4 protein-coding genes and 1 pseudogene are annotated in these 5476 nt (G+C 66.2%); all 5 read right to left on the bottom strand.

Annotated elements, in window-relative coordinates; genetic code table 11:
• Positions 1-469: pseudogene (locus tag WBQ44_RS07865) on the bottom strand (hypothetical protein); the annotation flags it as partial.
• Between the two features lie 57 nt (positions 470-526).
• Positions 527-2308, bottom strand: coding sequence for an MtrAB system accessory lipoprotein LpqB (lpqB, locus tag WBQ44_RS07860; RefSeq protein WP_495566152.1), 1782 nt, complete (start codon positions 2306-2308; stop codon positions 527-529).
• A gap of 11 nt (positions 2309-2319) precedes the next feature.
• Positions 2320-4080: an MtrAB system histidine kinase MtrB gene (gene mtrB / locus WBQ44_RS07855; protein ID WP_495566151.1), complete on the bottom strand. Its 1761-nt coding sequence runs from the start codon at positions 4078-4080 to the stop codon at positions 2320-2322.
• Entirely contained in the window at positions 4077-4754 is a 678-nt protein-coding gene (gene mtrA, locus WBQ44_RS07850; protein ID WP_027496508.1) for an MtrAB system response regulator MtrA, read from the bottom strand. Before mtrA ends, mtrB begins: the two co-directional genes overlap by 4 nt.
• A gap of 4 nt (positions 4755-4758) precedes the next feature.
• Positions 4759-5424 (bottom strand): dTMP kinase, encoded by a 666-nt coding sequence (locus tag WBQ44_RS07845; protein ID WP_495566153.1) that lies wholly within the window; start codon positions 5422-5424, stop codon positions 4759-4761.
• Positions 5425-5476 lie beyond the last annotated feature (52 nt).

Raw genomic sequence — 5476 nt, 5'->3', positions numbered from 1 at the left:
GCGAGAGCGTCGTCGCCGCAACCCTGACGAAGCGCTCGACGGGGTCGCCGCCGCGGCTACGCGCCGCCCTCGCACGCGTCGGCGCAGGGATGAGCACGAGCCGGGCGAGTTCCGGCGGATCGATGTGTCCGAGCATCCTCAGATGCGACACCGCGCCCGCCACTGCCGCACCGAGAGGCCGCGCCAGGTCGTGGCGATTGCGCTCTTTGAGACAGAGCACGGCGGAGCGCCGCGGACCCGAGTACGGGCCGAGCGCCCAGCACGGCACACCGGGATCGACGCGTGGGCGCGCAAGAACCGGGGCGCGGCGCAGTTCGTCGTCGCACCGCAGGCACCACACCGTTCCCGGCGCCTCGCAACCACCACACTCACGGGGCAGCGCTAGATCCAGCACCGCCGCCGTCAGGGATACCGCCCTCGTCAGGGATCTAGCAGTGGCCCGGGATACCGCTGCTGTACGGGACGTCATGGCGAGCAGTATCACCGACGAGTCCGACACTCGGGGCCGTGCTTTCCCGCGACCGGTTCAGCCCGGCAGTACCGGCGTCGCCTTCACACCCGCCAGCCCGGCGACCTCCCGCCAATAGCGATCCCCTGCGGGATCGTTGTTGTTCAGCTGAAACACCGCTCGCGAATCGGCCACGAACTCCGTCGTCGTCGATGCATCCACGGACAGGACCGGCGCCGTGAGGTTGCGGCTCGGGAGCGCATCCAGACGCGAACCGTCGGTGGTCACCTGCACCACCGGCACATCCGTCGCGATACGCACCACCACGACTGCGTCACCGGTACTCCAGTCCAGCGCGAGCGCGTCGCTACCGAGACCGTTGGCAACGGCTCGCGGGGACACCAGCGAGTACGTGCCGTTGGCCTGGCGAACGACGGTTGCGACATACACCAGTCCGTCGACGATCATCGCGGCACGCACGCCGTCGCGCGACAGCCGCAGGTCGGTGATGCGTGTTCCGAGGGCGGTGACGGATCCGGCGTCCACCGGTTGCACCGACACCTGCCCGTTGGCGGGGTCCCGTGCGGCACGAATGACGTTGGTGCCGTCGATGACGGCCCACGCGGCGTTGTTGTCGACGCCCCATGTCGGCCGCGTGATCGATTGGCCCTCCGCGACCGGGAACGCCCCGCTGTCGTAGCCGCCGATCATCAACGCGGACGTCGGTTCCGGTGCCGGTCGACCGGTGTCGGCGACGCCGGCGACAAGGGTCCCGTCGGTGGACAATGCAGCATGTCGAAGGTTCTGCACGGAGCCGAAGTATCCTGGCACCGGGGCGGTTCCCGTCTCGCTCACCGATACGAGCCGACCGCCGACCAACGCGTGCAGGCCGACGTCTGCTTCCGGAGACGCCATCGGGTCGAGTTGCCCGACGTCGGCGGTGGACCAGCCGTCCGGCTTGTCGTCGTCCAGTGGCTGGCCGTCCGCCAACAGAACATACGGTCCGGCCACATCTGCGGAGGCGAGGGTCCAGACCACCTGTGCCGCAAGGAGTTCACGATTCTTCGCATCAAGCGATTGCACGCCGCCGAAATCGATCCTGACGCCGCCTGTCCCGATACCCACCTGACTGGTTCTGCCGTCTGCCTTCGTGATGGGACCGCGAATTCCCACCTCGGGCCCAAGTTCGTTGGACACCGCGGGTGCCAGCGTCGGCTTCGGCCCGTCGATGAGCAACTGCACGAGCTGGTTTGCGATCTGGTCGGCCCCGCCGCTGACCCAGCGCACATCGGGTACGAGTGCGGCACCGAGAGGATCGACGAAGAACAGCGACTGCCGTTGGTACGCACTGAAGAACTGCGACCTGTCGACGACGACGCCGGGCGGCAACTCGGTAATACGCCATTCCCCGTTGACCTTGACCATACGAATCGTCGAATCGACCGTTCCGGCGCCGGCCTGATAGTCGCCGCCGGGGGCAAGCAGCCCCACCGTGTTCGACCGAAGGGTGAACTGAGCTTCGTCATCCGTCCGTGTGCCCGTCAGCAAGTCGATCTTGTCGGCGATCACCGTCTTCGCGCCGTCGTCCCACGCGCTCGACGCGTCGTCGGTCAGAAACTGACGTGCAGACTGATGCCTGTTTGCCGAACTCGCACTCGCCGTGACGAAGTCACGTAGCAGCAGATCGGGCTCACGTCCGGGCGTCGGCGGCGGAGGCGTCGTCGTAGCGGCCCCTGCGGTGATCGAGCCGATGGCCTGAGGGCTCGAGGATTCGGGCAGACTGGCGCACCCCGTCAGTAACAGCGTCGCAGCTAGCGTTGCCGCGAACAGCGTGCGCGGGGCCGAGAGGGGCCATCTCATCTTGTTCCGCATCACGAGTTTCCCGCGCTGTCGTCGAATCGATCGCCGCCTGTCGCAGCGGTGAGTGCACCTCCGGGACCAGCTCCGCACGGTTTCGGCGCGTCGGTGTCACGCCCTTCCGGCGTCGCGGGTAGCGGCTGGCCCTGCGTGTACCGCCTCGTGCTGGGTTTGAGAGGCAGCGGGCTACCGATCACCTTGTGTCCGCGCACGAGCGGAAGGGTGAGGCGGAAGCAGGCACCCTCGCCGACCGCTCCCCAGGCCTCGAGCTTGCCGTCGTGCAGCCTCGCGTCCTCCACGCTGATGGCCAGTCCCAGACCTGTTCCGCCCGATCGCCGCACCCGGGACGGGTCCGAGCGCCAGAACCTGTTGAAGACGAGCTTTTCCTCACCGGGCCGCAGCCCGACACCCTGGTCTCTGACGACGAACGCGGCGGCGTCGGCGTTGGCGCGCAGGCGAAGTAACACGGGTTTGCCCTCGCCGTGATCGAGCGCGTTGGCCAGCAAATTGCGCAGAATGCGCTCGACTCTGCGGGGATCGACCTCGGCGATGACCGCGTGATCGGGCATGTCGACGATGACTTCGGTGCCGCTCTCACGCGCCAGGTGGCGCACGGTGGACACCGCTGCACGAGCGCACATCCGCAGGTCCAGCTGCTCGGCTGCAAGCTCGGCGACACCTGCGTCGTGTCGACTGATCTCGAGCAGGTCGCCGAGGAGCGTTTCGAACCGATCGAGCTCGTTGACCAACAGCTCGGAGGAACGCTTGAGCGCAGGATCGAGGTCGGCGCTGCCGTCGTGGATGAGGTCGGCAGCCATGCGGACAGTGGTCAGCGGCGTGCGTAGTTCGTGACTGACGTCGGAGGTGAACCTGCGCTGCAGACTGCCGAATTCCTCGAGCTGGGTGATCTGTTTCGACAGGCTTTCGGCCATCTCGTTGAACGACATGGCCAGGCGCGCCATGTCGTCTTCGCCGCGCACCGGCATACGTTCCTTCAACCGTCCGTCCGCGAAACGAACAGCGATGCGCGAAGCGGACCGGATCGGAAGAACGACCTGCCGCGCCACGAGCATCGAGATGGCCGCGAGCAGCACCAGCAGCACGGCTGCACCGATCAGCAGGGTTCCACGCACCAGAGACAGCGTTCGTTCCTCACTGCCGAGGGGGAACACCAGGTACAGCTCGAGATCGGCGATGTCCGACGCGGTCGGTGTACCGAAGATGATGGCCGGGCCGGAGTAGCCGTCCTGCTGCGAATCGCGCACCGTGGCGTACTGCCAACTGATGAGGCCTTCCTGAACGAAGTTCCGCAGGCTCTGTGGAATGTGATTCGCGGGGCCGACCGAGGAGTCCGCACGAACGCTGTCGCCCTTGACGATCAGAACCGGGTCGAACGTCCCCGCCGAACCCGAAGTCTGACCTGCGTCGATGTCGCGGTTGGTCAGCTGGGAGCGCGCACGTTCGAGCCGTGAACCGAGACCGGTGGAATCTTCGGCACCGGCCAACGCACCTTCGACGGTCGTCCGCGAGCGTTCGAGTTCTTCCGTCGCAGCGGTGATCTTCGCTTCCAGTAGACGGTCGGTGATCTGACTGGTCAGCACCGCGCCCAGAATTGTGATGACCACGAGCGACAACGTCAAAGTCGAGACGACCACGCGAAGTTGGAGGGATCTGCGCCAGGAGTGGCCGACCGCCGTCGCGACCGTGCGAAACCAGCGCAGAAGCGGCGAGAAAGTCCCGTTTATTTTTCGCCGCGATCGAGAGAACCAGATCACGGTGGCCCGGCCTTGTAGCCGACCCCCCTCACGGTCAATACGACCTCGGGATTCTCCGGATCCTTCTCGACCTTCGCGCGCAGACGCTGAACGTGAACGTTGACCAGACGCGTGTCCGCGGCATGGCGGTATCCCCAGACCTGCTCGAGCAGAACCTCACGGGTAAAGACCTGACGCGGCTTGCGCGCGAGCGCGACCAGCAGGTCGAACTCCAACGGCGTCAGAGAGACGAGTTCGTCACCGCGACTGACCTTGTGCGCGGGAACGTCGATGACGATGTCGGCGATGGAGAGCAACTCGGCCGGCTCGTCCTCGGTGCGGCGTAGGCGCGCTCGGACGCGGGCGACGAGCTCCTTCGGCTTGAACGGCTTCATGATGTAGTCGTCCGCTCCGGACTCGAGCCCCAGCACGACGTCGACCGTGTCGGTCTTGGCCGTCAACATCACGATGGGCACCCCGGAATCGGCCCGAAGAACGCGGCACACATCGATGCCATTCATACCGGGGAGCATCAGATCCAGGAGCACCAGGTCAGGCCGGTTCTCGCGAACGGCCGCCAAGGCCTGGGTGCCGTCGCCGACCACGAACGGTTCGAATCCCTCGCCGCGAAGGACGATGGTCAGCATTTCCGCTAGAGCCGAGTCGTCGTCGACTACGAGAATCCGAGGCTTCATGGTCCTATGTTGTCACTTTCTGCTCGCCGAACGGCTCATTGAACACGTCGGCGGCGAGTCGATTCGGATCGACGTCCGCTCCGACGACGTGCCACGGCGACGCCCAACCGGAGGCTGCGAGTTGGCCGTAGACAGCAGAGGTTCTACTTTGCAGACCGCCGTCCCTCTCGTACGCGTCGCGGGCGCGCGAATCGTCCTCGCTCTCCCGCGACGCTGCGCGCTCCGCAGCGAGCTCCACCGGCACGTCCAGCAGGATCTGCACGTTCGGAATCGGCACGCCGAAGCGATCGAATTCGAGCGATCGAATCCACTCGACCGCGCCGCCGCCGATTTCCTCGTGCAAACGGGCTGCGGTGTACGCGGCGTTCGACGCCACGTAGCGATCGAGCAAAACGACGTCGTTGGTCGATCCGAGGGTTCGCAATTCTTCCGCTGCGTCCCTGCGATCCAACGCGAACAACAGCGCCATCGCGTGCACGCTGCCGGCGACGTCCCCGTGTTGGCCACGAAGGGCTTCCGCCGCGAGGTCGGCGTGTACCGATTGTTCGTAGCGCGGGAACCCGATGCGTTTCACGCGGAGACCGTCGCGCTCCCACACCGAGACGAGCCGACGGGCGAGCGTGTTCTTGCCCGCGCCGTCGACTCCCTCGATGACGACCAATGTGCCCACTGCGGCAGTACCGGCTCGATCAGTACCGGTAGTGCTCGGGCTTGTACGGGCC

Origin of the sequence: Rhodococcus sp. (in: high G+C Gram-positive bacteria) (assembly GCF_049591685.1) — a bacterium.
Lineage (GTDB): Bacteria > Actinomycetota > Actinomycetes > Mycobacteriales > Mycobacteriaceae > Rhodococcoides.
Note: the sequence above shows the minus strand (reverse complement) of the source record. Positions and strands in the feature narration are given on the sequence as shown.